Source organism: Citrobacter sp. Cpo037 (assembly GCF_030332945.1).
Lineage (GTDB): Bacteria > Pseudomonadota > Gammaproteobacteria > Enterobacterales > Enterobacteriaceae > Citrobacter > Citrobacter portucalensis.
On record NZ_JAOWGW010000036.1, the window covers coordinates 67,336 to 89,469 of the forward strand.

The 22,134-nt window shown below is 52.6% G+C and carries 18 protein-coding genes and 1 tRNA gene; 5 read left to right on the plus strand and 14 right to left on the minus strand.

Features of this window, described 5'->3' with window-relative positions:
* Nucleotides 1-39: 39 nt before the first annotated feature.
* Nucleotides 40-2,061, minus strand: coding sequence for a DNA helicase Rep (gene rep, locus OGX94_RS03420; RefSeq protein ID WP_003829018.1), 2,022 nt, complete (start codon nucleotides 2,059-2,061; stop codon nucleotides 40-42).
* 84 nt (nucleotides 2,062-2,145) lie between these two features.
* Between rep and ppiC the strand changes: the two genes are divergently transcribed.
* Nucleotides 2,146-2,427 carry a peptidylprolyl isomerase PpiC gene (ppiC, locus tag OGX94_RS03425; protein WP_003017999.1) on the plus strand — a complete coding sequence of 94 codons (282 nt, stop codon included), beginning with the start codon at nucleotides 2,146-2,148 and terminating at the stop codon, nucleotides 2,425-2,427.
* A gap of 100 nt (nucleotides 2,428-2,527) precedes the next feature.
* On the opposite strand, the gene ilvC is transcribed toward ppiC, so the two are convergent.
* On the minus strand, nucleotides 2,528-4,003 hold the full coding sequence (gene ilvC / locus OGX94_RS03430; RefSeq protein WP_003829020.1) for a ketol-acid reductoisomerase: 1,476 nt from the start codon (nucleotides 4,001-4,003) through the stop codon (nucleotides 2,528-2,530).
* Nucleotides 4,004-4,167: 164 nt separating this feature from the next.
* Here ilvC and ilvY point away from each other — a divergent pair, with 164 nt between their 5' ends.
* Together ilvY and fabV are read left to right on the plus strand one after the other, a co-directional pair.
* The gene (ilvY, locus tag OGX94_RS03435; RefSeq protein ID WP_003829023.1) at nucleotides 4,168-5,070 is read left to right on the plus strand and encodes an HTH-type transcriptional activator IlvY; all 903 of its coding nucleotides are present in this window, start codon (nucleotides 4,168-4,170) and stop codon (nucleotides 5,068-5,070) included.
* Nucleotides 5,071-5,242: 172 nt separating this feature from the next.
* A complete protein-coding gene (gene fabV / locus OGX94_RS03440) occupies nucleotides 5,243-6,436 on the plus strand; it encodes an enoyl-ACP reductase FabV (protein ID WP_008787067.1) in 1,194 nt (397 codons plus the stop codon).
* A gap of 100 nt (nucleotides 6,437-6,536) precedes the next feature.
* Here the strand turns inward: fabV and OGX94_RS03445 are convergent, their stop codons facing one another.
* The 10 genes from OGX94_RS03445 to ilvL all read right to left on the minus strand — a co-directional run bounded on the left by OGX94_RS03445 (nucleotide 6,537) and on the right by ilvL (nucleotide 18,645).
* The gene (locus OGX94_RS03445) at nucleotides 6,537-7,685 is read right to left on the minus strand and encodes a fimbrial protein (protein ID WP_257662380.1); all 1,149 of its coding nucleotides are present in this window, start codon (nucleotides 7,683-7,685) and stop codon (nucleotides 6,537-6,539) included.
* A complete protein-coding gene (locus OGX94_RS03450; protein WP_286568718.1) occupies nucleotides 7,675-10,215 on the minus strand; it encodes a fimbria/pilus outer membrane usher protein in 2,541 nt (846 codons plus the stop codon). The genes OGX94_RS03445 and OGX94_RS03450 overlap by 11 nt, the downstream gene beginning before the upstream one ends.
* Nucleotides 10,216-10,221: 6 nt before the next feature.
* Nucleotides 10,222-10,914 carry a fimbrial biogenesis chaperone gene (locus OGX94_RS03455; RefSeq protein WP_257662382.1) on the minus strand — a complete coding sequence of 231 codons (693 nt, stop codon included), beginning with the start codon at nucleotides 10,912-10,914 and terminating at the stop codon, nucleotides 10,222-10,224.
* A 135-nt stretch (nucleotides 10,915-11,049) separates the two neighbouring features.
* Complete coding sequence (locus OGX94_RS03460; protein WP_257662383.1) at nucleotides 11,050-11,628, minus strand: fimbrial protein; 579 nt, start codon at nucleotides 11,626-11,628, stop codon at nucleotides 11,050-11,052.
* A 366-nt stretch (nucleotides 11,629-11,994) separates the two neighbouring features.
* Entirely contained in the window at nucleotides 11,995-13,539 is a 1,545-nt protein-coding gene (ilvA, locus tag OGX94_RS03465) for a threonine ammonia-lyase, biosynthetic (protein ID WP_003018007.1), read from the minus strand.
* Nucleotides 13,540-13,544: 5 nt separating this feature from the next.
* The gene (gene ilvD, locus OGX94_RS03470) at nucleotides 13,545-15,395 is read right to left on the minus strand and encodes a dihydroxy-acid dehydratase (protein ID WP_003829028.1); all 1,851 of its coding nucleotides are present in this window, start codon (nucleotides 15,393-15,395) and stop codon (nucleotides 13,545-13,547) included.
* A gap of 158 nt (nucleotides 15,396-15,553) precedes the next feature.
* On the minus strand, nucleotides 15,554-16,483 hold the full coding sequence (locus OGX94_RS03475; protein ID WP_003829030.1) for a branched-chain amino acid transaminase: 930 nt from the start codon (nucleotides 16,481-16,483) through the stop codon (nucleotides 15,554-15,556).
* A 17-nt stretch (nucleotides 16,484-16,500) separates the two neighbouring features.
* Nucleotides 16,501-16,764: an acetolactate synthase 2 small subunit gene (gene ilvM, locus OGX94_RS03480; protein ID WP_003018017.1), complete on the minus strand. Its 264-nt coding sequence runs from the start codon at nucleotides 16,762-16,764 to the stop codon at nucleotides 16,501-16,503.
* Nucleotides 16,761-18,407, minus strand: coding sequence for an acetolactate synthase 2 catalytic subunit (ilvG, locus tag OGX94_RS03485; protein WP_257662384.1), 1,647 nt, complete (start codon nucleotides 18,405-18,407; stop codon nucleotides 16,761-16,763). The genes ilvM and ilvG overlap by 4 nt, the downstream gene beginning before the upstream one ends.
* Before the next feature lie 139 nt (nucleotides 18,408-18,546).
* A complete protein-coding gene (gene ilvL / locus OGX94_RS03490) occupies nucleotides 18,547-18,645 on the minus strand; it encodes an ilv operon leader peptide (RefSeq protein ID WP_001311244.1) in 99 nt (32 codons plus the stop codon).
* Nucleotides 18,646-18,997: 352 nt separating this feature from the next.
* Here ilvL and OGX94_RS03495 point away from each other — a divergent pair, with 352 nt between their 5' ends.
* Nucleotides 18,998-20,518: a YifB family Mg chelatase-like AAA ATPase gene (locus tag OGX94_RS03495; RefSeq protein ID WP_048237104.1), complete on the plus strand. Its 1,521-nt coding sequence runs from the start codon at nucleotides 18,998-19,000 to the stop codon at nucleotides 20,516-20,518.
* A 24-nt stretch (nucleotides 20,519-20,542) separates the two neighbouring features.
* Here OGX94_RS03495 and maoP read toward each other — a convergent pair whose 3' ends face one another.
* Entirely contained in the window at nucleotides 20,543-20,881 is a 339-nt protein-coding gene (gene maoP / locus OGX94_RS03500) for a macrodomain Ori organization protein MaoP (RefSeq protein WP_003018025.1), read from the minus strand.
* Nucleotides 20,882-20,987: 106 nt separating this feature from the next.
* Between maoP and hdfR the strand changes: the two genes are divergently transcribed.
* Nucleotides 20,988-21,833: an HTH-type transcriptional regulator HdfR gene (gene hdfR, locus OGX94_RS03505; RefSeq protein ID WP_008787063.1), complete on the plus strand. Its 846-nt coding sequence runs from the start codon at nucleotides 20,988-20,990 to the stop codon at nucleotides 21,831-21,833.
* Between the two features lie 100 nt (nucleotides 21,834-21,933).
* On the opposite strand, the gene OGX94_RS03510 is transcribed toward hdfR, so the two are convergent.
* Nucleotides 21,934-22,009: transfer RNA gene (locus OGX94_RS03510), tRNA-Trp, on the minus strand.
* Between the last annotated feature and the right edge of the window lie 125 nt (nucleotides 22,010-22,134).

The window sequence follows — 22,134 nt, forward strand, 5'->3', positions numbered from 1 at the left end:
CGGATAGCGCGCGTTTACACGTATCCGCCTACAAAATACCTACTTCGCTTTGGCTTTCGCCATCATTGCCCGAATATTAGCGATGCTGGCCTGCCCTTTTTGCATCCGCTCCTCAGCGCTCACCACTTTACGCTCTTGCTCCCAGATAACGTCATCCTGTGGCAGCTCCAGCAGGAAACGACTCGGTTCCGGACGCACCAGCTCACCGTACTGACGACGCTCTTTACACAGCGTGAAGATGAGTTCTTTCTGTGCACGCGTAATCCCTACGTAAGCCAGACGACGTTCTTCGTCGATATTGTCTTCATCGATACTGCTCTGGTGCGGCAAAAATCCTTCTTCCATTCCCACCATAAACACGTACGGGAACTCCAGCCCTTTGGAGGCATGCAGCGTCATCAATTGCACCTGGTCCAGCTCTTCTTCACTCTCTCCACGTTCCATCATGTCGCGCAGAGTAAAGCGGGTAACGACCTGGGTCAGGGTCATTGGCTCTTCCAGCTCACTGCCTTCCAGCATCTCCGTCATCCAGCTGAACAGCGTATTGACGTTTTTCATACGCATTTCAGCCGCTTTCGGGCTCGGCGAGGTTTCATACAGCCAGGATTCGTAATCAATACCGTGAATAAGATCGCGCACAGCGGCAACCGGTTCGCGCTCCGCCAGGCGCTGAATTTCACCCAGCCAGTGCGTAAAGCGGGTCAGAGAGTCATACCCGCGCCCGGTCAGTGTCTGGCTAAGCCCCATATCAAAGCTGGCGGTAAACAGGCTTTTATTACGCGTCATCGCCCATTCACCCAACTTTTGCAGCGTAGCCGGACCGATTTCACGCTTTGGCGTGTTTACGATGCGCAAAAATGCGCTGTCGTCATCCGGGTTGCTCAGCACACGCAGGTAGGCCAGCAGATCTTTAATTTCCGGACGCGAGAAGAACGATGTTCCGCCGGAAATTTTGTACGGGATACGGTTCTGCATTAGAAACTTTTCGAACACGCGTGACTGATGGTTGCCGCGATACAGGATGGCGTAGTCTTTATATTGAGTCTTGTTCACAAAGTGATGGGCAATTAATTCCCCGGTCACGCGTTCCGCTTCGTGCTCTTCATTATTGGCACTTAGTACCTTCAGCTCAGCACCGTAACCCAGCTCGGAAAAGAGCCGCTTTTCAAAGACGTGTGGATTGTTCGCAATGAGGATGTTCGCCGCCTTAAGGATGCGACCAGATGAACGGTAGTTTTGCTCCAGCTTCACCACCTGCAAAGCCGGAAAATCTTTGCTCAACAGTACCAGGTTCTGCGGACGGGCGCCGCGCCAGGAGTAGATCGACTGATCGTCATCACCCACGACGGTAAAGCGCGCACGTTTCCCTACCAGCAACTTCACCAGCTCGTACTGGCTGGTGTTAGTATCCTGATATTCATCCACCAGCAGGTAGCGGATTCTGTTTTGCCAGCGCTCACGTACTTCTTCATTGCGCTGTAGCAGCAGCGTGGGAAGCAGGATCAGATCGTCAAAATCGAGGACGTTGCACGCCTTCATATGCGCGTCATACAGACCATAGCAGTGGGCAAAAATACGATCGCGCTCGCCCTTTGCGCTGGCTGCCGCCTGCGCTGGCGTCATCAGATCGTTTTTCCAGTTGGAGATCGTCGAGATCAGCTGCTGGAGAATAAGCTTATCGTCTTCGATTAGCCCTTCGGTCAGTTCCTTAAGCAAGGCCACCTGGTCAGTATCGTCAAACAACGAGAAGTTAGACTTCATCCCCAACGCCGCGTATTCACGCTTAATGATATCCAGTCCCAGGGTGTGGAAGGTGGAGATCATCAACCCACGCGCCTCTTTACGACCCAGCGTTTGTGCCACGCGCTCTTTCATCTCGCGCGCAGCCTTATTGGTAAAGGTCACTGCCGCAATATGTCGTGCCTGATAGCCACATTCACGGATCAGATGGGCAATTTTGTTGGTGATAACACGCGTCTTGCCGGAACCCGCTCCCGCCAGCACCAGGCAAGGTCCGGTGACGAATTCGACGGCTTGTTGTTGTCCGGGGTTCAAACGCATAAAGGGTCACTCATGAAAGTCGGGAGGGGAGAATAACAGCGTGGTAGTATAGCCAGCCTTAACCACCCCACTCAAGGCACGATCATGGCAAAAACAGCAGCAGCAGTGCATATCCTTGTTAAAGAAGAGAAACTGGCACTGGATCTTCTGGAGCAGATTAAAAACGGCGCCGACTTCGGCAAACTGGCGAAAAAACACTCCATCTGCCCATCAGGCAAACGCGGCGGTGATTTGGGCGAATTCCGTCAGGGCCAGATGGTTCCGGCATTCGACAAAGTGGTCTTTTCCTGCCCTGTGCTGGAGCCAACCGGTCCGCTGCACACTCAGTTCGGTTACCACATCATTAAAGTACTGTACCGTAACTAATAGAAAGCCCGGTGTTTAAACACCGGGCTTTTTTTGCCGGATAGCGCTTCACTTATCCGGCCTACGAAGCGCTGTTGATATGCCATTCCTCTATGAGGAATTATCCTGCGACCGCAATGCGCTTCATATCGGTCATGTAGCCACGCAGTTTCTGGCCCACTTTCTCGATAGCATGACCGCGAATCGCATCGTTCACGTCACGCAGCTGCGCGTTGTCTACCGCGCCTTCAGCAATCGCTTTGCCCAGGTCGCCGGTCTGCAGGGTGGTCATGAACTCTTTCAGCAGCGGTACGCAAGCGTAAGAGAACAGGTAGTTGCCGTATTCTGCGGTATCAGAGATAACCACGTTCATTTCGTACAGACGCTTACGGGCAATGGTGTTGGCGATCAGCGGCAGTTCGTGCAGTGATTCGTAGTAAGCAGATTCTTCGATGATGCCGGAATCCACCATAGTTTCGAACGCCAGCTCAACGCCCGCTTTCACCATCGCAATCATCAGAACGCCTTTATCAAAGTATTCCTGCTCGCCGATTTTACCGTCGAACTGGGCAGCGGTTTCGAACGCGGTTTTGCCGGTCTCTTCACGCCAGGTCAGCAGTTTCTTATCGTCGTTAGCCCAGTCAGCCATCATACCGGAAGAGAATTCACCGGAGATGATGTCATCCATGTGTTTCTGGAACAGCGGTGCCATGATCTCTTTCAGCTGTTCGGACAGCGCGTAAGCACGCAGTTTCGCCGGGTTAGACAGACGGTCCATCATCAGGGTGATGCCGCCCTGCTTCAGCGCTTCGGTGATGGTTTCCCAGCCGAACTGAATCAGTTTTTCAGCATATGCCGGGTCAGTACCCTCTTCCACCAGCTTATCGAAGCACAGCAGAGAACCGGCCTGCAGCATACCGCACAGGATAGTCTGCTCACCCATCAGATCAGATTTCACTTCCGCAACGAAGGAGGACTCCAGCACACCCGCACGGTGACCGCCAGTAGCCGCAGCCCAGGCTTTAGCAATCGCCATGCCTTCGCCTTTCGGATCGTTTTCCGGGTGAACGGCGATCAGCGTCGGAACACCGAAGCCACGTTTGTACTCTTCACGCACTTCTGTACCCGGACATTTCGGTGCCACCATCACGACGGTGATGTCTTTACGGATCTGCTCGCCCACTTCAACGATGTTGAAGCCGTGTGAATAGCCCAGCGCCGCACCGTCTTTCATCAACGGCTGTACGGAACGTACAACGTCGGAGTGCTGCTTGTCTGGAGTCAGGTTGACAACCAGATCAGCCTGCGGGATCAGCTCTTCGTAGGTACCCACTTTGAAGCCGTTTTCGGTCGCTTTACGCCAGGAAGCACGCTTCTCAGCAATCGCTTCTTTACGCAGGGCGTAGGAGATATCCAGACCGGAGTCACGCATGTTCAGGCCCTGGTTCAGACCCTGAGCGCCACAGCCGACGATGACCACTTTTTTACCCTGAAGGTAGCTCGCACCATCGGCGAATTCGTCGCGGCCCATAAAGCGACATTTACCCAGCTGTGCCAGCTGCTGGCGCAGGTTCAGTGTATTAAAGTAGTTAGCCATGATGGTGTACTCCGTGATGTTGTGTTGTGGTGCTTATTATTCGGTTCGCAGATTTGTATTTGCGAGATTGAATCCACATTACAACAGGAAATTTATTGCGGAAATTGATATATTCACAACGTCACATTGCAATTTATGCAACGTAGAAAATCGGAGGCTCGTCTGTGGATTTACGCGATCTGAAAATGTTCCTGCATTTGGCTGAAAGTCGTCACTTTGGCCGCAGCGCGCGGGCAATGCACGTTAGCCCCTCCACGCTCTCGCGGCAGATTCAGAGGCTGGAAGAAGATCTCGGGCAGCCACTTTTTGTGCGCGATAACCGCACGGTTACGTTGACCGAAGCAGGTGAAGAGCTGCGCGTGTTTGCCCAACAGACGCTGTTGCAGTACCAACAGTTACGCCACACCCTCGATCAACAAGGGCCGTCGCTGTCGGGCGAACTGCATATCTTCTGTTCGGTAACTGCCGCCTACAGCCATCTGCCACCAATCCTTGACCGTTTCCGCGCCGAGCATCCATCGGTGGAAATTAAGCTCACCACCGGCGACGCCGCCGATGCGATGGACAAAGTGGTCACTGGCGAAGCCGATCTGGCGATTGCTGGTAAGCCAGAAACGCTGCCTGGCGCGGTGGCGTTCTCGATGCTGGAAAATCTGACGGTCGTGCTAATCGCCCCAGCCCTGCCCTGCCCGGTGCGAAATCAGGTATCGGTCGATAAGCCGGACTGGTCAACGGTGCCGTTTATCATGGCCGATCAAGGTCCAGTACGCCGCCGCATCGAGTTGTGGTTCCGCCGTCACAAAATCAGCAACCCATCGATTTACGCCACGGTAGGTGGCCACGAAGCGATGGTCTCAATGGTGGCGCTGGGCTGTGGCGTGGCGCTGCTGCCGGAAGTGGTGCTGGAAAACAGCCCGGAGCCGGTACGTAATCGCGTGATGATTTTAGAGCGCAGTGACGAAAAAACACCGTTCGAGCTTGGCGTCTGCGCGCCGAAAAAGCGGCTGCATGAACCGCTGATCGACGCGTTTTGGAAGATTGTTCTGGAACGTAAATCCGCAGAGTAGCGCCAGCGTCAGGTCTAAAATCAGTGGTAGATTCAGTATTGGCGTTCCTTTTCTGTATAATGTCGCGATCCATTGTAGTGGGGGGCTTGTTAACCATCGCGTTAAGCAGGCCAGAACAGACGGTGTCATTGCGCACTTGACAGCGAAAATACAAACTTAATTAGCCATCATTATGATAATCAAACCAAAAATTCGTGGATTCATCTGTACAACGACCCATCCGACTGGCTGCAAAGTCAACGTGGAAAAGCAGATCGAGTATGTTAAGCAGAACGGGAAAATCGAGAACGGCCCGTCTCGCGTGCTGGTGATCGGTGCTTCCACCGGTTACGGTCTGGCTTCCAGAATTTCCGCCGCCTTTGGCAGCGGTGCCGCCACTATCGGCGTATTTTTCGAAAAACCGGGCACGGATACCAAACCAGGTTCCGCAGGCTGGTATAACTCTGCAGCTTTCGACGAAGCGGCCAAGCGTGAAGGTCTGTACTCCAAAAGCATCAACGGCGATGCGTTCTCTGACGAATGCCGTGATGAAGTGATCAAACTTATCAAAGAAGACCTGGGTCAGATTGACCTGGTGGTTTACTCACTGGCTTCCCCAGTGCGTAAAATGCCGAAAACCGGTGAAATCGTCCGTTCAGCGCTGAAGCCAATCGGTGAGGTTTACACCTCTAAAGCGATCGATACCAATAAAGATCAGATCATCACCGCCAGCATTGAGCCGGCTACCGAAGAAGAAGTACAGAACACCGTCACCGTCATGGGCGGCGAAGACTGGGAACTGTGGATGGGTGCGCTGAGCGAAGCGGGCGTGCTGGCTGATGGCGTGAAAACCGTAGCCTACTCCTACATCGGTACCGACCTGACCTGGCCAATCTACTGGCACGGCGCACTGGGCAAAGCGAAAGAAGACCTCGATCGCGCGGCGGGTGAGCTGCGTAACCAGCTGGCACCGCTGAACGGTTCCGCTAACGTTGCGGTACTGAAGTCCGTCATCACCCAGGCATCTTCTGCGATTCCGGTAATGCCGCTGTACATCTCCATGGTCTTCAAGCTGATGAAAGCGCAGGGCATTCACGAAGGTTGTATTGAGCAGATCAACCGTCTGATGACCACCAGCCTGTACGGCGATAAAGTGGCGCTTGATGACAACCAGCGTATCCGTATGGATGACTGGGAACTGCGTGACGACATTCAGCAGGCATGTCGCGATCTGTGGCCGCTGATCACTACCGAAAACCTGGCGCAAGAAACTGACTATGCAGGATACAAGCAGGAATTCCTGAACCTGTTCGGTTTTGCCCTTGACGGTGTGGATTACGATGCTGACGTGAACACTGAAGTCGAATTCGACGTTATCACGCTGTAAATTTGTAGGCCTGAAAAGCGAAGAGCCATCAGACAAAGGGTTCGTGCGAAAGCATGAACCCTTTGTTATTCGGCCCGGCGAACCGGGTTTCTCATTATCGTCAGCGCAGGCTCATTTCCACCGTCACATTGCCCTCAAACGCGCCTGCCTGCGGTTTACTGTTGGTTGTGCTGACCGGTGCGGCCTTCATCTGGATCACGCCGTTTCCCTGGCTATCCAGCGACACAGGAAAATCTGCCGTGCCATCCAGTGCGACATTACCATCGTTCTGGTCAAACATGCGTACCCCTATATCGTCGCGATCCAGCATTTTCGCAATCAGGTTACTGTCGTTACTCACCCCCTGATCGGCACGCAGCGTCAGCTTGATTTTGCCATCATTACTGATCGACGGATCGGTGCAGTGATAGGTGATATCGACGCTTTTTAATGCATAACCCGCAGGCGGCTGGCCTTTGGTGACAAACTGACTGCTAACGATATTGCCCAAATCGACTTCAATGGTACTGCCCGCATTGATGGTGCAACTCAACGGTGCAGTGATCGTCGCGCCAAACCAGATATTAGAAACCAGTACCGCATCCGAGGGCGAGGTACACGAGCCCGTGCCAAAAGCCAGGCAGGCATAGTTTTGCACCACCAGCGTTGAGGGAATAATCACTTCGCCAAGAATCGGCTTTTTCACATACAGCGTCGCGGCAATCACATCCCAGCTAAACTGCCGCTGCACGCTGCTGCTACCCGACACTTTGGTCGCATCACTACACACGCTGGCTTCACTCTCAAGCTCGCCATTCAAGTTAAATTGATGAGGTGCTGATGAACTCAGGGAAGTTGGATAGCTATTGATATTCATCGCCACAAGCCCACCGGAATAAGGTTGCCCGCCGGAATCAGTATAACCACTCACATCAATATCAAAATCTTCCGTCAGATAACCATAGCCTGCCGTCCCTGCCGCGAGCGGGGTGGTAGAAAACGTTGATTCAACGACTCTGGAACTCCCCAACATATTTTTTGGGCAGCTACAGTTAGCGGTCAGCGCTGCGCCGCTTCCCTGCAAATGCCCTGGCGGAACCAGAACCGCTTTATGTATCACATTTGCGCTATCGTCTAACGTCATCATTGAGTTGACGTAATAATCCGGCGCGCCGTTAAAACAATCTTTCAGCACCGTGGCGGCATGGACGCTCAGCGATGGCAACAGCAGAAACGCTGCGAGGGTATACAACCCGTATTTATGACGCATTATGATCTTCCTGCTGGCAAAGGGCCTGGGCAGTGCGAATACCTGAAGGATTGGCCGTCTGCCCGGCTATTTGCGCGAGCGTAAGCGTAGCGCGGCATTGCTGTTGCACTGCGTTACCCCACTTGATGAGTAAATGTTCATCGCCAGAAATCCCTGACAGATAAAGCGTGCTGTTATCATCAACAATGCCGCCGATAGCTGCATTCTCCGCCGTCGCGACGGCGCCAAACGGCACGGCTTGTCCATCCGGGCGGCTTAACGTCATCAGCACGCGATAACCCACGCGGGCGCTCACCTGGCCGCTAACTGCCGCATTACGCGTAGGAACCAGTGTCACCGCTGTGGCATCGGTTTCCACATCCTCAGGCAGGCTAGTGGTATCTACCCGAATGGTATTTTCCTGATAGGCGGTCAGCGATGGAATAACCGCATTCCCCTGCCAGTCGGTCTGTACGCCACGGTAGTTAATAAAACGCACCCCGGAAGCATCACTGGCGCTAATAATGGCAAACTGATTACCTAACGGTTGCGACAGCGTGACTCCATGCGGGTGGGCCACCAACGCGCCGTTGATGCCATAGCTCAGTTGGCGGGTATTATCAGATGCATAGTAGTAACCCGCGTTAAGATTGGCATATTGGGAACGATAGCTACCGTAAATGTTGCTGCTGTCGTCACCATCATGGTTGGCGCGGCTTTGCTGTAGCGAATAGCTCAGGCGATTGTCATCCAGCAGCGTACCGCTGAGACCCAGATTCTGTTGCGTATCGCCATTTTTACTGTTGCTGATGTTATAAGTCGCCCAGCTTTTGGGCAGCCAGGCGCTGAGCGGAACGCTGATGCCAAAAGAGATCATGCGATCGCTGCCGCTATCGTTATTTTTACTGTAGCTGTAGGCCAGATGGACGCTGGTGCTGCCGATCGTGCGGTTAATCCCTGAAGACAGACTACGTTCCTTACGCCCGGTATCCCAGTAATCCTGCTGATAACCGGTCAGATAGAGGCTGCTGCCCAGTAGGGTCTGGTTGATACTGGCCTGGAGACGGTTGCGCTTCTGATATTGAAACTGCCAGTCGTCCTCATGGTTATCCGATTTCAGGTTGGCGTCGGCAAAGCTGTAGTAACCTCGCGTCGAATAGCGGTAACTGGCCAGGGTAAAGCTGGTGTCAGTGGATTCGATGTTGCCGGTGTAGAGCACGCGCCAGGATTGGCCGTTTTTTTCCTGACCGTTATCCAGCGTCGTTCGCGCCCAGGTCACATCAGTGGAGATGGCCCCCAGCATACCCAGCGCGATACCCGTACCGGCATTCAGGGCCAGATAATCATCAGAAACCGTCGAGCCGCCAAATAAGGTAAACCGGTTGTTTAAACCATAAATGACGCTGCCCTGGGCAAAAAGCGGTTCCCTGCTATCCACACCGTTGTCGGCACGATACCGGGCAGCGGTGAATTCATACTTCACATGCCCGGGGCGCTGCATCACCGCCAGGCTGGAATAAGGCAGAGTAAACCGGTGCTCAGACCCATCCGCCTCTTTAACCGTAACCTCCAGATCGCCACTATTCGTGGTGGAGTACAGGTCGTTAATCTCGAATGCGCCGGGCGCAACGTTTGCCTGGTAAATCACATAGCCATTCTGACGCACCGAAACTTCGGCGTTAGACGCAGCGACCCCACGGATCACCGGCGCAAAACCACGCTGGCTGTAAGGCAGCATGTCATCATCACTGGCAATATCGACGCCTTTATACTGAATACTGTCAAACACTTCACCGCGCGTACTGCTTTCCCCGGCGGTAAACTGCGCTTTTAACGCGTCAACATCGTGCTGTAGCCAGGTATTCAGCGTTTGCCAGGACTGACCGCTATCGCTGTTATTCCAGGTGGAGGTGTTACGCAACCGCCAGCCGCCCAGGTTTGCCCCGTTACGCAAGCTGAGGTACTGACTATTATTACGGCTGTCGTCCTGCGTGCTGGAGCCTGAAAAGGCATAATCGGTAAACAGAACCGGCATGCCATCATCCCAGCGAGCGGGATCGACATAATCGCGGCTGCGGGCCTTTATTGCCGCCTGCGGCATACTGATCTTCAGCGTCATATCATTAAACTCGAACTGCGCTGTCGCCGCCGGAATAAAATGGTCAACAGGAAAACTCAGGATCTGCCCGGCAGACAGCGCGGCCAGTTCGGGAAACGCCTCTACGCGAATGCCCCATTTTGCCAACAACTCAGGCGTCAACTGCGGTTCCAGCGCTCCCTCTTTGCCCATCAGGTAACGAATCGGCGTTTCATCTACCTTTTGCTTATTAATGATGATCGTTGAGGTATACACGCCCGGTAACTGCCCGTTTTGCTTCGAAAAGAGCGACAGGTCAACGTCCTGCGAAAGCTGTTTACCTTCCAGCGAGGAGGCTGAAAAGAAATAATCTTTGGCGCAGACATCGTTAGCGCCCACCAGCAAAAGACCGCTCAGGCAATGCGTCAGCGGAGCGATCCGGCAGGGGAAACGAGGGAATATATTGCGTCCCATCAATGATTAGCTCTTGTTCAGCGGCGCGGTGAACTCTTTTCCTGCATTGCCGTAATCGGTAATACAGCGCCAGTGAACATCATTTCCGGCGGGTGCCTGTTTCAGCGTCAGCGCGAGGCTGTTTTTTGGGGCGACATAGTCAATATCGCTGATTTTCACTCCCCCCACGTTCAGCGTGTCAAAGACGCTGTAATAGCTGCCGTCATTGATAATATTCAGGCGATTTCCCTGACGGGTAAAACGCAGCTTCTGGCAGTTTTCCCCTGGGGTGCCGCTCAACTCTTTTGGCCGCCAGAAGAACTTAAGCCGCGTCTTGTAAATCAGCCGCAGCACATTTTTATCCCCATCGTCTTTGCTCTCACCGGGGATAGTGCGAACATTGAGATAGAACAGCGATTCCCGATCGCCCGGCAACGCGCCGCCGGCCCAGGAGATACGCAAATTTTGCTCCTTTTGCGCGTCCAGGCGAAACAATGGCGGCGTGATAATAAACGGGCCGCGGGTTTTACCATCACCAGTATCAATCCATGATTGAACCAGCCACGGCAATTCATCTTCTTTATTGATCAGCGGCAGCGCCACTTCTTTCTTGTTAGCGTCAAAAATAACGCGGGTACGGCCTATCTGAACGCCAGCAGCATGACTGGTCGCCAGCGGCATTGCGGCAATAAAAAGCATGCTCAATACAGAGAAACGCATAACCCGCACCTGTAATAAAATAATAGGAAACACACAACTAATATCTATCTAATATAGATAGCCTGAGGTAATGTTTTATTTTTAAAGCTACAGATATCGCTATATTTCTAATACAGGAGTTCCCATTTATTACATTCAGCGATACAAAATATTAACCGTTAAATCACCATCCGCAGGCCCTGCCGTCACCGGCGTAGCAAAAGCCTTATAACGCGCGAAGAAACCGGCGGAAATGGAGTCGCCAGCTAAATGGGGTAGACCGATATAAACCTGACCTTCAGTACCATCCAGTTTAAGCAAAGTATTAGACTGGTCTGTATCCTGGCTAATGGCGATCCCCACCCCTGTTGCGGCCGTCTCCCCTGGCCTGGTGGTAATCTGGCTCACATCAAGCAACTCGCCTGATTTCGTGAGCGCCGAGGTTCCCTGGAAAGTGAGCTGCACCTGCGGTAAACCATCGCTCGCCAGGGGACAGTTATCTAATTGGATAGAGAAGGGGGTGAGCGTAGATTCATCGCCAACTTGAGTAAACAACGACGTGGGATATGTGCCTAGTGGGACATTTGGCGTTTTGTCGCTAAGTTCACAACTGGGTTCAATGATTTCACCGGTAAAATGAATCGTACCGGCCTCCGGCCCATCGGCATTGGCGTTCAGGCTCAGCAACGGCAGTAATACCATTGAACAGGCCAGGAATTTTCCTTTTGTGGACATGAAATCCTCCGTAGATATATATTATATAATTTGTACTCGCCATTATTTTCTTGAATCAAGATTATAATATTTACCTATAAAAAAACAAGCAACAAAATATTTTTGAATATACATATTAGATGCAATAAATAAACAACAATATATTCATTGTTTTTTTATTATTTAATAATGATAAAATAAACTAACAAACATCATCACAACAAATAACATTCAAGTACAGATTGCATTAAGCAAATAAATATATCCATTAAGATATAAATCATTATATTACGTAGAGTCTATCCTATTAGGTTATTAATTTTAATAAAAAAGCGCTATCAGCACTCACTGATAACGCCATCAAGCAAGAAAAGCAGGATCTATCCACTAACCGGCAAGAAAGAACCTGAATGCCGGGTTATGTGTTTCATCGTGACAATCATAGCCCAGTTCGTTCAACCGCGTTTCGAAATCAGGCTCGTGTTCACCCAACTCAAACGCCGCCAGTACACGACCATAGTCAGTGCCGTGACTGCGATAGTGGAACAATGAAATATTCCAGTGCGTCCCCAGGGTATGCAGGAATTTGAGCAACGCCCCCGGCGACTCCGGAAATTCGAAGCTATAAAGACGTTCCTGTAAGGGTTTCGACGGACGTCCACCGACCATATAGCGCACGTGTAGCTTCGCCATCTCGTCATCAGACAGATCCACCACGCTATAGCCGCCCTCATTGAGCAGTTGCAGGATTTCCTTACGCTCTTCCAGCCCGCGGCTCAGACGTACACCGACAAAAATGCAGGCGTCTTTCGCATCCGCAAAGCGGTAGTTAAACTCGGTCACCGAGCGCCCGCCCAGCAGTTGGCAAAACTTAAGGAAGCTGCCCTTTTCTTCCGGGATGGTCACGGCCAGCAAGGCTTCGCGCTGTTCCCCCAGCTCGCAGCGTTCGGAAACGTAGCGCAGGCCGTGGAAGTTAACGTTAGCGCCGGAAAGAACATGCGCCAGACGCTCGCCGCGAATATTATGTTGGGCGATGTATTTTTTCATCCCCGCCAGCGCCAGCGCCCCGGAAGGCTCCGCCACCGCGCGTACATCTTCGAACAGGTCTTTCATTGCCGCGCAAATAGCATCGCTATCCACGGTAATAATATCGTCGAGGTATTCCTGGCACAGACGGAAGGTTTCATCGCCAATACGTTTCACCGCCACGCCTTCGGCAAAGAGACCCACACGCGGCAGATCCACCGGATGACCGGCATCCAGCGCCGCTTTCAGACAGGCCGAATCTTCCGCTTCCACGGCAATCACTTTGATTTGCGGCATCAGCTGTTTTATCAGCACCGCCACGCCCGCCGCCAGACCACCGCCGCCAACTGGCACAAAAACGCGATCGAGATGCGCGTCCTGCTGGAGCAGCTCCAGCGCCAGCGTGCCCTGCCCGGCAATCACCATCGGATGATCGAACGGCGGCACCCAGGTAAAACCCTGCTGCTGCGACAATTCAATCGCTTTAGCTTTGGCTTCATCAAAGTTCGCGCCGTGCAGCAGCACTTCCCCGCCGAAGCCGCGAACGGCATCGACTTTGATATCGGCGGTAGCCGTTGGCATGACAATCAGCGCCTTCACGCCTAATCGCGCAGAAGAGAAAGCGACGCCCTGAGCATGATTACCAGCCGATGCGGTAATGACACCATGCGCTTTTTGTTCTTCGGTCAAGCCCGCCATCATGGCATAGGCACCGCGTAGCTTGAAGCTGTGAACGGGTTGACGGTCTTCGCGCTTCACCAGAATGACGTTGTCGAGGCGCGAAGAGAGTTTTTCCATTTTCTGTAGCGGCGTTACCTGTGCCGCTTCGTATACCGGCGCACGCAGTACCGCTCTGAGATACTCGGCGCCCTCAGGAGCGCCGGATAGAGGTTGTGAATCCGCCATGATCATTATCCCCCGAGCTTCGACTTATCGCGCACCGCACCTTTGTCGGCACTGGTTGCCAGGCTGGCGTAGGCGCGCAGTGCAAAGGAGACCTGACGCTGACGATCTTTTGGCGTCCAGGCTTTGTCACCGCGAGCTTCCTGCGCTTCACGGCGCGCAGCGATTTCCGCATCACTCAGTTGCAATTGAATGCCACGATTCGGGATATCGATGGCAATCATGTCACCATCTTCGATAATCGCGATATTACCGCCGCTGGCCGCTTCCGGAGAAACGTGACCAATGGAAAGCCCCGAAGTACCGCCGGAGAAACGACCGTCGGTAATCAGCGCGCAAGCCTTACCGAGGCCCATCGATTTCAGGAAGGTGGTTGGGTAGAGCATTTCCTGCATGCCTGGTCCGCCTTTCGGCCCTTCGTAGCGAATGACAACCACGTCGCCAGCCACCACTTTACCGCCGAGGATGGCTTCAACCGCATCGTCCTGGCTTTCATACACTTTTGCCGGGCCGGTGAATTTCAGGATGCTGTCATCCACGCCTGCGGTTTTTACAATACAGCCGTTTTCCGCGAAGTTACCGTACAGAACTGCCAGACCGCCGTCTTTGCTATAAGCGTGCTCCAGCGAGCGAATGCAGCCTTCAGCGCGGTCGTCATCCAGCGTATCCCAACGGCAATCCTGTGAGAATGCCTGGGTAGTACGAATGCCGGCCGGGCCGGCACGGAACATTTTTTTCACCGCGTCGTCTTTGGTCAACATCACGTCATACCGATCAAGCGTTTGCGGCAAAGTCAGACCCAGCACGTTTTTCACGTCGCGGTTCAGCAGTCCGGCACGATCCAGTTCGCCTAAAATACCCAGAACGCCGCCTGCGCGGTGTACGTCTTCCATATGGTATTTCTGCGTGCTCGGCGCCACCTTACACAGCTGCGGGACTTTGCGGGACAGCTTGTCGATATCACTCATGGTGAAGTCGATTTCCGCTTCCTGCGCGGCCGCCAGCAGGTGCAGAACGGTATTGGTGGAACCGCCCATGGCGATATCCAGCGTCATGGCGTTCTCAAACGCCGCTTTGCTGGCAATGTTGCGCGGCAGGGCGGAGGCATCATCCTGCTCGTAATAGCGTTTGGTCAGCTCGACGATGCGCTTACCTGCGTTGAGGAACAGTTCTTTACGGTCGGCGTGAGTCGCCAACAGCGAACCGTTACCCGGCTGCGACAAGCCCAGCGCTTCGGTCAGGCAGTTCATCGAGTTAGCGGTGAACATACCGGAACAGGAGCCGCAGGTTGGGCAAGCGGAACGCTCAACCTGCTCGCTTTGTGAGTCGGAAACTTTCGGGTCAGCGCCCTGAATCATCGCATCAACCAGGTCAAGCTTGATGATTTGGTCAGAGAGCTTGGTTTTCCCGGCTTCCATCGGACCGCCGGAAACAAAGATCACCGGAATATTCAGGCGCAAAGAGGCCATTAACATCCCGGGTGTGATTTTGTCGCAGTTGGAGATGCAGACCATCGCATCAGCGCAGTGGGCGTTAACCATGTACTCAACGGAGTCAGCGATCAGCTCACGCGACGGCAGTGAATACAGCATGCCGCCATGGCCCATGGCGATACCATCATCCACAGCAATGGTGTTGAACTCTTTCGCCACGCCGCCTGAGGCTTCGATTTGTTCGGCAACCAGCTTACCGAGATCGCGCAGGTGGACGTGACCCGGCACAAACTGGGTAAAGGAGTTCACCACAGCGATAATCGGTTTGCCGAAGTCATCATCGGTCATCCCGGTAGCGCGCCACAATGCGCGGGCACCCGCCATATTGCGGCCGTGGGTGGTGGTAGCAGAACGATACTTAGGCATGCTTGATTAACTCCCGTCTGTCTTTCCCCTTCATACTTCACGCCGCAGGTGCGTTGACCGCCTCGCTCACCCCAGTCACTTACTACAGTAAGCTCCTGGGACTTGCTGCGTTGCCGTCTTCCTGCAACGTGAATTATTTTGGGGAAATATTAATTTTGTTATTGGTTTACTGAATCCAACCAGCCGTATTTATCTTCCGTTTCACCGGTGAAGAGGCCAAAGAAGGCCTGCTGGATGCGTTTGGTGACCGGACCGCAGCGGCCTTCGCCCACCTGGATACCATCGACACTGCGTACTGGGGTGATTTCGGCCGCGGTACCGGACATGAACACTTCGTCGGCCAGGTACAGTGATTCACGGGACAACACCTGCTCACGCACTTCGATATCGAGATCTTTCGCCAGCTTAATGATCGCGTCACGGGTAATACCCGGCAGTGCAGAAGAGGTAAACGGCGGGGTAAACAGAATGCCGTCTTTTACTTCAAACAGGTTTTCGCCCGCACCTTCGGAGATGTAACCATTCACATCCAGCGCAATGCCTTCCTGATAACCATGACGACGCGCTTCGCTACCCACCAGCAGTGAAGACAGATAGTTACCGCCTGCTTTAGCCGCGGTAGGGATAGTGTTCGGCGCAACGCGGTTCCAGGAAGAAACCATCGCGTCGATCCCCTGCTCCAGCGCTTCTGCACCAAGGTAAGCGCCCCACGGGAACGCGGCGATGATCACGTCAGTGGTGTATCCCGCTGGCGGGTTAACGCCCATCCCCACGTCGCCAACAAACACCAGCGGACGAATATAGGCGCTGGTCAGATTGTTTTTACGAATCACCTCGCGGCAAGCTTCCATCAGCTCATCAACGCTCTGAGAAACCGGAAAACGATAGATCTTGGCTGAATCACGCAAACGCTGCATATGTTCGCGATGACGGAACACCACCGGCCCTTTGTGAGAATCGTAGCAACGGATGCCTTCGAATACTGAAGTACCGTAGTGCAGCGCGTGGGACATCACGTGAACCTTCGCGTCTTCCCAACGAATCATCTCGCCATTAGACCAAATGTAATCAGCTTTTTTCGTCGTCATTTTTCTTCCTTTTGCGCTCAGGCGCGGATTTGTTGTGATGTGGTTGTGCTCTGGCAGATAGCAACATGTGCAACGTCTACCAGTTTACTTAACTGACTAAACAGTAAGTCGACCGACCGGGGGCTGGCAACGGTCAATTCGATATTTATATTTTGCGCATCGCTGGCGGCTTCCATATTCATGGAGCACACCTGAAAACCACGATGGCGTACCACGCGTAAAACACGTTCTAACGTTTCCGGATTGAAACGAGCCTCAACGGCGACCTGATGTTGCATCATGATAATTTCTCCAGCATTTCTGAGTTACTGGCACCTGGCGGTACCAGAGGCCAGACATTCTCAAGTTCGTCGATTGAGACATGAAGCAGGTATGGCCCCTCGCTGTTCAGCATGGTGTCGAGTGCCGCTTCAACCTGGTCTTTACGGGTGATGTGTTGACCTGGTATGCCGAAGGCGCTGGCCAACATGAGGAAATCGGGGTTATCGGTAAGGGTGGTTTCGCTATAACGTTCCTGGAAAAACAGCTGCTGCCATTGTCTCACCATGCCTAACCGCTGGTTGTCGAGTAAGACTATTTTCAGCGGCAACTGCTTGCGTTTTACGGTGCCCAGTTCCTGTACATTCATCATGAAGGAACCGTCACCGGAGATACAGATTACCGTATCGTTCGGGCGAGCAACCTGCGCGCCAACCGCTGCTGGCAGGCCAAAGCCCATCGTACCCAGGCCGCTCGAGGTGATGAAATTTTCCGGGCGGGTGTAGGTCATATGCTGCGCCGACCACATCTGATGCTGACCAACATCCGTTGTCACTACGCTGTCCGCGGGTTTGCGATCGGACAACTGTTTCAACAACAGTGGCACGTAGATAGCCTCACCGGGATGATCATAGCGCCAGGTATGCTCTGTGCGCAGTTCAGCGCTATGTTGACGCCATGCGTCAATCTTCAGCGATTGCTGCAATGCCGGCAGCAGAGAATTTAAATCACCCTGCAGGGCGACGTGCGCCTGGCGCAGCTTGTTCATTTCCGCCGGGTCAATATCCATGTGGATCACGCTGGCGTTCGGTGCGAAGGTATTCAGCTTGCCGGTCACCCGGTCATCAAAACGCGCGCCCACTGCAATCAGTAAATCACATTCTTGCACCGCAAAATTTGCCGCTTTAGTGCCATGCATTCCCAACATACCCAAATAGTATGGGTAGTCAGCTTCTACTGCGCCCAGCCCCTTCAACGTGCAGGCGGCCGGCATTTGGGTTACCGCGATAAATTCACGCAGGGCCGGGACCGCCTGCGCCATACCAACACCGCCACCGACGTACAGGATCGGTTTTTGCGCCTGCGCCAGCATTTTACGCGCCTGCTCAACATCAGCGTGCGGGAAAACCTCTACATTTTCGACGGTCGTAAAATACGGCTCCAGCGTACCGCTGGCCAGCTGGATGTCTTTCGGGATATCAACCAGAACCGGACCCGGACGACCGGAGTTCGCCACAGCGAAAGCCTCTGCCATGATGCGCGGCAGTTCTTCCAGTGACTGCACCAGGAAACTGTGTTTGGTGCAGGACAAAGACATACCCAGAACGTCCACTTCCTGGAACGCATCCGTTCCGATGAAAGGTGAGGCCACCTGACCGGTGATCGCGACCACAGGAACAGAATCTAACAGCGCATCGGCAAGGCCGGTGATCAGGTTGGTAGCGCCAGGACCTGAAGTGGCGATACACACGCCGGTTTTACCGGTCGCACGGGCATAGCCAATTGCCGCCATTGCCGCGCCCTGCTCGTGTCGGCACAACAGGTGTTCTACGCCGCCGTCATACAACGCATCGTAAACCGGCATAATTGCGCCACCAGGATAACCAAAGACGGTTTGAACCCCTTGTGCACGCAACGCATGTACCACCCACTGTGCCCCATTCATAGTTACATCCCCGCCGTAAATCTTGAGAAACAGAATTTTATGCTACCGCTCACTTTCTGCTCCTCATGTATGTTTTTAAGGTCAAAAAAAACCCCCGGACCTTTCGGTGCGGGGGTCTTAGTTCGTTAAGGCTTGTTTTCTAAGCCTTTCCTCGTCCAAGTGCAGCCCCGCACGGTGGGATAATAATCACCACCACGCTAATCACGACCAGGCTAATCACTCGTAGAAGGGCTGTCATTTTTGTATTTTCTTGCATCTTGTTCGAAGGAATACCTAAAGAGTTACCATAGAATTTGCAAATGACACAAGATATTTTTTTATTCGTTTTTCTGACGCCGTTAACGGTTTAGATAAATATCATTGTTTTTTATACAAAAAATCAAAAGTGAAAATATTTCACGTTTCAGGTGATTCTCGGCAACCCGTTCCCTACTAAAAACGTTATTCAAAAGCGTTTGCGGGCGCTATTCCAGGCTTTATGCAAGCAGTATTGAGCTACATAAAAACACGGGAATAAGCCTCTAAAAACCGTAATTATGTGAAATCTTGCCGCGATGTATTGCGACATAATGCTTTCATCAGGAGGGCTTATGTCACTATCGATTGTTCACACACGCGCTGCGCTGGGCGTGAATGCGCCAGCCATTACCATCGAGGTACATATCAGTAATGGTTTGCCTGGTTTAACCATGGTGGGATTACCCGAAACAACGGTAAAAGAAGCCCGCGATCGGGTTCGCAGTGCGATTATTAATAGCGGTTATGAATTCCCGGCGAAGAAGATAACCATAAACCTCGCTCCGGCCGATCTCCCGAAAGAAGGGGGACGATATGATTTACCTATCGCAGTTGCGCTTCTGGCAGCGTCTGAGCAGCTTACAACCCATAACCTCGATACATATGAGCTGGTAGGCGAATTAGCGCTTACAGGCGCGTTACGCGGCGTTCCCGGTGCGATATCAAGTGCAACTGAAGCTATTCGCGCAGGCAGGAGAATTATTGTCGCAAAAGAGAATGCAGCTGAAGTGGGACTGATACACGGTGAAGGGTGCCTTATTGCCGATCATCTACAGGCTGTATGCGCATTTCTCGAAGGTAAGCATGATTTAGACAGACCATCATCGGCAGATTTTACCCCCTGCGCATTAGCAGATGATCTGAGCGATGTTATCGGCCAGGAACAAGGTAAACGCGGACTGGAACTTACCGCAGCTGGCGGTCATAACCTCTTACTCATCGGGCCGCCGGGAACGGGTAAGACCATGCTGGCCAGTCGCCTGAGAGGATTGCTACCGCCACTGAGCAATGATGAGGCACTGGAAAGCGCCGCGATTCTAAGTCTGGTCAATTCCGACACGCTACAAAAACAGTGGAAACAACGCCCTTTTCGTTCGCCGCATCATAGTGCTTCATTAACCGCCATGGTCGGTGGAGGCTCTATTCCTGCGCCAGGCGAGATATCTCTGGCGCATAACGGCATACTGTTTCTGGATGAACTTCCCGAGTTTGAGCGGCGCACGCTGGATGCACTGCGAGAGCCCATTGAGTCCGGGCAGATTCATTTATCCCGCACTCGGGCAAAAATAACTTACCCCGCGCGTTTTCAGCTTATTGCTGCCATGAATCCCAGCCCAACAGGACATTATCAGGGGAACCATAACCGCTGTACCCCAGAGCAGACACTACGCTACCTCAATCGATTATCAGGTCCATTTCTTGACCGCTTCGATCTCTCCCTCGAAATCCCCTTACCGCCGCCCGGCATACTCAGCCAGAGCCAGGTAAAAGGGGAAGATAGCGCAACGGTGAAGCAACGCGTTATGGCAGCACGAGAGCGTCAGTATCAGCGGCAGAATAAGTTAAATGCGCATCTGGACAGTCAGGATATCCATAAATACTGTCCATTGCGTAGCGACGATGCGCAGTGGCTTGAAGAAACGCTCGCGCATCTCGGATTATCCATCCGCGCCTGGTTACGCCTGATAAAGGTCGCTCGAACGATCGCGGATATAGAACAATCTGACCATATCTCTCGCCAGCACTTACAGGAGGCTGTTGGGTATCGGGCGATAGACAGATTACTCATTCATTTGCAGAAACTACTGGCATAAAAAAAGGGCTTTCGCCCTTTTTTATTAATCATCAGATTCGGTGTAGTCTTCCGCACCTTCCACCTGAGGTTTCCCGCCAGACAGCGTGTGGAAGCGTTTTGGACGCTTAATGCGCGTCATGTATTTGGACCACACACGTTCAGCTTCGGTAACCGGTTCGCGCTCACCACGGCATACCGCAACAAACAGTTTTTCTTCTTCCGTTACCGGCTCACGCTTGCCCAGATCCAGCTCGTTGAAAGCATAACCGTGACGCTCAAGCAGTTGTGCTTCTTTAATGGTGAAATCACCATGACGGGAGAATCCGCGGGGATAATATTTATTATCGAAATATCGATTAGTCGTCGTAAAGCTTTCCGCCATCCTGCACGCTCCTAATTCTTTGGCCGAGCTATTTATGGCGCGGAGTATTAGTTACGCTTGACAGAGCGTCAAACAAAAGATTTAAATCATAACGACAAATAATTTTATGGAGCGAGTTGTGGATACGGAATTGTTAAAAACTTTCCTGGAAGTTAGCCGGACACGCCACTTTGGCAGGGCTGCTGAAGCGCTCTATCTGACCCAATCAGCGGTTAGTTTCCGGATCAGACAACTGGAAAATCAATTGGGTGTAAACCTGTTCACCCGACACAGAAACAATATCCGTTTAACCGCTGCAGGTGAAAAATTATTACCTTACGCTGAAACGCTGATGAATACGTGGCAAGCAGCACGTAAGGAGGTTGCGAATACCTCGCGGCATAACGAGTTTTCTATTGGTGCCAGCGCATCCCTCTGGGAATGCATGCTTAATGGCTGGCTGGGGCGTTTGTACCAATCCCAGGAGCCACAATCCAGCCTGCAATTTGAAGCGAGGATCGCGCAGCGACAGTCGTTAGTAAAACAGCTTCATGAACGACAGCTTGATCTATTGATTACTACCGAAACGCCCAAAATGGACGAATTTAGCAGCCAACTGTTGGGATATTTCACGCTGGCGCTCTATTGCAGTTCTCCTTCACAAACCAAAGATGAACTGAATTATCTGCGTCTGGAATGGGGACCTGACTTTCAGCAACACGAGGCTGGATTGATTGCGGGAGATGAAGTGCCGGTACTTACCACCAGTTCGGCAGAATTAGCCAGGCAGCAACTTTCAGTCCTCAAAGGTTTTAGCTGGCTACCGGTCAGCTGGGCTAAAGGTAAAAGCGATCTCCATACGGTTACCGACAGTACAACGCTTTCACGCCCGTTATATGCAGTTTGGCTGCAAAATAGCGATAAACATGCGCTGATTTGCGATCTGCTGAGAACGAATATTCTGGAAGATTAAGGAAAATGCTGGCAAGTATGCCGGGAGTAAAATAGAAAGAAGGAAAAACTCAAATTACAGGTAAAAAAAAATCCTTAGCAATAATGCTAAGGATTGTTTCTGGCAGGGGCGGAGAGACTCGAACTCGCGACACCCGGTTTTGGAGACCGGTGCTCTACCAACTGAGCTACGCCCCTAAATCTTCTTATCATTAAGCCTGCTTAGTAGCAGGCTTAATTTTCTAATAAGTGGCGGAACGGACGGGACTCGAACCCGCGACCCCCTGCGTGACAGGCAGGTATTCTAACCAACTGAACTACCG

What these genes read in the sequence shown, in the direction of transcription:
- rep (WP_003829018.1), bottom strand. Translation starts at nt 2,061, where the DNA reads ATGCGTTTGAACCCCGGACAACAACAAGCCGTCGAATTCGTCACCGGA.
- ppiC (WP_003017999.1), top strand. Translation starts at nt 2,146, where the DNA reads ATGGCAAAAACAGCAGCAGCAGTGCATATCCTTGTTAAAGAAGAGAAA.
- ilvC (WP_003829020.1), bottom strand. Translation starts at nt 4,003, where the DNA reads ATGGCTAACTACTTTAATACACTGAACCTGCGCCAGCAGCTGGCACAG.
- fabV (WP_008787067.1), top strand. Translation starts at nt 5,243, where the DNA reads ATGATAATCAAACCAAAAATTCGTGGATTCATCTGTACAACGACCCAT.
- OGX94_RS03445 (WP_257662380.1), bottom strand. Translation starts at nt 7,685, where the DNA reads ATGCGTCATAAATACGGGTTGTATACCCTCGCAGCGTTTCTGCTGTTG.
- OGX94_RS03450 (WP_286568718.1), bottom strand. Translation starts at nt 10,215, where the DNA reads ATGGGACGCAATATATTCCCTCGTTTCCCCTGCCGGATCGCTCCGCTG.
- OGX94_RS03455 (WP_257662382.1), bottom strand. Translation starts at nt 10,914, where the DNA reads ATGCGTTTCTCTGTATTGAGCATGCTTTTTATTGCCGCAATGCCGCTG.
- OGX94_RS03460 (WP_257662383.1), bottom strand. Translation starts at nt 11,628, where the DNA reads ATGTCCACAAAAGGAAAATTCCTGGCCTGTTCAATGGTATTACTGCCG.
- ilvA (WP_003018007.1), bottom strand. Translation starts at nt 13,539, where the DNA reads ATGGCGGATTCACAACCTCTATCCGGCGCTCCTGAGGGCGCCGAGTAT.
- ilvD (WP_003829028.1), bottom strand. Translation starts at nt 15,395, where the DNA reads ATGCCTAAGTATCGTTCTGCTACCACCACCCACGGCCGCAATATGGCG.
- OGX94_RS03475 (WP_003829030.1), bottom strand. Translation starts at nt 16,483, where the DNA reads ATGACGACGAAAAAAGCTGATTACATTTGGTCTAATGGCGAGATGATT.
- ilvM (WP_003018017.1), bottom strand. Translation starts at nt 16,764, where the DNA reads ATGATGCAACATCAGGTCGCCGTTGAGGCTCGTTTCAATCCGGAAACG.
- ilvG (WP_257662384.1), bottom strand. Translation starts at nt 18,407, where the DNA reads ATGAATGGGGCACAGTGGGTGGTACATGCGTTGCGTGCACAAGGGGTT.
- ilvL (WP_001311244.1), bottom strand. Translation starts at nt 18,645, where the DNA reads ATGACAGCCCTTCTACGAGTGATTAGCCTGGTCGTGATTAGCGTGGTG.
- OGX94_RS03495 (WP_048237104.1), top strand. Translation starts at nt 18,998, where the DNA reads ATGTCACTATCGATTGTTCACACACGCGCTGCGCTGGGCGTGAATGCG.
- maoP (WP_003018025.1), bottom strand. Translation starts at nt 20,881, where the DNA reads ATGGCGGAAAGCTTTACGACGACTAATCGATATTTCGATAATAAATAT.
- hdfR (WP_008787063.1), top strand. Translation starts at nt 20,988, where the DNA reads ATGGAGCGAGTTGTGGATACGGAATTGTTAAAAACTTTCCTGGAAGTT.